Source organism: Neopararhizobium haloflavum, from assembly GCF_002750855.1.
In the GTDB taxonomy this organism is placed as follows: Bacteria; Pseudomonadota; Alphaproteobacteria; order Rhizobiales; family Rhizobiaceae; genus Georhizobium; species Georhizobium haloflavum.
Window position 1 is genome coordinate 1 of sequence record NZ_NWUC01000026.1, and the last position, 2,468, is coordinate 2,468.

The following is a 2,468-nucleotide window of genomic DNA, read 5'->3' on the forward strand; positions in this document are numbered from 1 at the left end:
CTCGCTCACAGCATGGGAAATCCGATGATGAACTATTTTTATCATAATTTTGTGGATCAGATGTGGAAGGACAAATATATCCATTCTCATGTCTCGTTGGCCGGTGCCTGGGGCGGATCCATGCAGATTGTGAAACTGTACGCCTCCGGCTACAACATGGACTACTATCGGATCCTCCTGCCTCCCAGCGAACTGCGCGCCATGCAGCGGAGCTTCACCAGCTCACCATCTACAACTCCTTGGTTTCACGAAGACGACGGATGGTTGAGCGGACGGTGGCAGCGGCTGTGGTGGCATAGACGTAGGCTCCTCCAGCGACAACCTTGTTGCACTTGCTGCACTTCCAGATACCAACACAGGTTCTCTTCATGGCTTCCTTTCCACAGAATGAGCAGGTGTACTTGGAGTGCTGGGAGACTTCCATCTTCTTGACGGTCTTTCTCAGGGAGGCACCATATCTGGTTCCGTATGGCGCCCGAGTTGTTGAGCTGGTGGGTGGAGGTTCCACCGGCGGCGGGGACCTGGCAGGCTGGGGGATCGACAGCGACGGAGGCCATGGTGTTCTTCTCGAGCGGCGGCAAGAAGACCGACCGTAAGTCGAAGAACGCTTTGAACAAGCTGGTGACTCGTGAATACACCGTTCACTTGCACAAATACATCCACGGAATTGGATTTAAGAGAAGAGCTCCCCGCGCCATCCAAGCCATCCGTGACTTTGCCACCAAGCAGATGGGAACCACCGATGTCCGTGTTGACACCCGTGTGAACAAGTTCATCTGGAGCCAGGGAATCAAGAATGTCCCATACAGAATCCGAGTCCGTCTGTCCCGCCGCCGCAACGAAGATGAGGACAGCCAGAACAAGCTCTACACTTTGGTAACCTTCGTCCCAGTCACCAACTTCAAAAAACTCACCACCGTCAACGTGGACCAGGAAGACTAAGCGGGCGCGAGGGATGGGTAACATGCGCCTTCTTGAAACGTAGACCCATAGGTCGGATGAAGCGTTCGAATTTGACGGGTTTTCGGGTAAAGTTCTCTCCGACAAATGTGACCTTCGTACACATTCGTTTCCATCCCTTTCGTCGAGATTTTCCCGTGTTGACCACCTTGAAGGCTTCGGCGTCGCTGACGGCTTTCACTTTGGGCAATGGGACTTCGTATTTACCAGCTTTCTCCTTTCTCTTCTGCTTGATGGAATTACTGAGTACATTACCAGCCACTTGCTTCTGACGATCCAACAAATAGGCAGGGACGGCTCCATCGGGCGCTTCGTCAACTGTACTGGTCTGTTTCTTTTCTTCATGCTGTTTGATCAGCTTCCTCATCTGCACCTTTTCGGAGTATCTGGCTTTGTTGAAGAGCTTAGCCTTCTGTCCTCTCAGCTTCTTGGCCATTTTGGAGATCACCTTGGGCTGACGCGCCAACTTCTTTCGTTTTTTTCTCTTCATGGTTGAAACGTTTACCATGTCGCTTCTGGTGCAGTTCAATGTGTTCGTTTTGCGGCATCTTTGACAATTTAATAAAACGAAATAACCAACAATCCAAACCAGAACATTGGGTGGTTTAAGTCAATCCAAGTCCTTGATTTAGTTCTGCTTCTTGAGGTATTCGAGCAGAACGTTGCGGGCCTCCTCATCACGTCCCCAGTCCTTGACATCCGAGGTCAAGGAGAAGAAGCTGGCCAACCCCATGAGAGAGTTGAAGATCCAGAAGCTTTGCCTGAACATCTGTGTGGGTGAATCTGGTGACAGACTGACTCGTGCTGCTAAGGTATTGGAGCAACTCACCGGGCAAACTCCCGTTTTCTCCAAAGCCCGATACACCGTTCGTTCTTTTGGTATCAGACGTAATGAAAAGATCGCTGTTCACTGCACCGTACGTGGCCCAAAGGCTGAAGAAATTATCGACCGGGGTCTGAAGGTCAAGGAATACGAGTTGTACCGTGAGAATTTCTCTAACACTGGTAGTTTCGGATTCGGTATTCAAGAACACATCGACTTGGGTCTTAAGTACGATCCCAGCATTGGTATCTACGGAATGGACTTCTACGTTGTGCTGGATCGTGCCGGAAGGCGTGTTGCCAAGCGCAGACGTGCTAAGGGAACAGTAGGACCCTCTCACCGTGTGCAGAGAGAGGAATCAATCAAATGGTTCCAACAGAAGTTTGACGGTGTTATCCTCCCACCCAAGCCTAAGGAAGCCCGCAGAAACTATTGCTTCAGCTTTTCGGCTTTGGTCACGTCTCCAACAACAAGGGTGTACAAGTATTTGCTGCATCTGATCTTGAACTTGACATTCTCAGCGTTCTTCTTGATCTTGACGGACTTGGCATCCTTTCTGCGGGCGGTCAGGAGGAACTCCTTGATGTCAGTGATTTGACGTGGCACGCGGAACCGATTGCTCAGATCCCGCTCGAAAACAAGGAAGGAACCGATCTCACAGGATGACATTATCCGCGCCGTGAAG

The 2,468-nt window shown here is 50.8% G+C and carries 5 protein-coding genes and 2 pseudogenes; 3 read left to right on the forward strand and 4 right to left on the reverse strand.

What is annotated here, in order from left to right; genetic code table 11:
• Positions 1 to 12: 12 nt before the first annotated feature.
• Positions 13 to 246: pseudogene (locus CN673_RS21730) on the forward strand (lipase/acyltransferase domain-containing protein); the annotation flags it as partial.
• On the opposite strand, the gene rpl37A reads toward CN673_RS21730, so the two are convergent.
• Positions 230 to 508 (reverse strand): 50S ribosomal protein L37Ae, encoded by a 279-nt coding sequence (rpl37A, locus tag CN673_RS21735; protein ID WP_099868272.1) that lies wholly within the window; start codon positions 506 to 508, stop codon positions 230 to 232. The pseudogene CN673_RS21730 and the gene rpl37A overlap by 17 nt on opposite strands.
• A gap of 47 nt (positions 509 to 555) precedes the next feature.
• Here rpl37A and CN673_RS21740 point away from each other — a divergent pair, with 47 nt between their 5' ends.
• Positions 556 to 942 (forward strand): 60S ribosomal protein L31, encoded by a 387-nt coding sequence (locus CN673_RS21740; protein WP_157928991.1) that lies wholly within the window; start codon positions 556 to 558, stop codon positions 940 to 942.
• Here the strand turns inward: CN673_RS21740 and CN673_RS21745 are convergent.
• Together CN673_RS21745 and CN673_RS21750 are read right to left on the reverse strand one after the other, a co-directional pair.
• Positions 920 to 1,468 carry a S8e ribosomal protein gene (locus tag CN673_RS21745; protein ID WP_099868270.1) on the reverse strand — a complete coding sequence of 183 codons (549 nt, stop codon included), beginning with the start codon at positions 1,466 to 1,468 and terminating at the stop codon, positions 920 to 922. The two genes, CN673_RS21740 and CN673_RS21745, sit on opposite strands and share 23 nt — an antisense overlap.
• 120 nt (positions 1,469 to 1,588) lie before the next feature.
• Positions 1,589 to 1,729, reverse strand: coding sequence for a hypothetical protein (locus CN673_RS21750; protein WP_210200132.1), 141 nt, complete (start codon positions 1,727 to 1,729; stop codon positions 1,589 to 1,591).
• Between CN673_RS21750 and CN673_RS21755 the strand changes: the two are divergent.
• A pseudogene (locus CN673_RS21755) lies at positions 1,692 to 2,111 on the forward strand (50S ribosomal protein L5); the annotation flags it as partial. The gene CN673_RS21750 and the pseudogene CN673_RS21755 overlap by 38 nt on opposite strands.
• 101 nt (positions 2,112 to 2,212) lie before the next feature.
• Here the strand turns inward: CN673_RS21755 and CN673_RS21760 are convergent.
• On the reverse strand, positions 2,213 to 2,468 hold a 256-nt coding region (locus CN673_RS21760), incomplete at its 5' end, for an eL38 family ribosomal protein (RefSeq protein WP_157928992.1).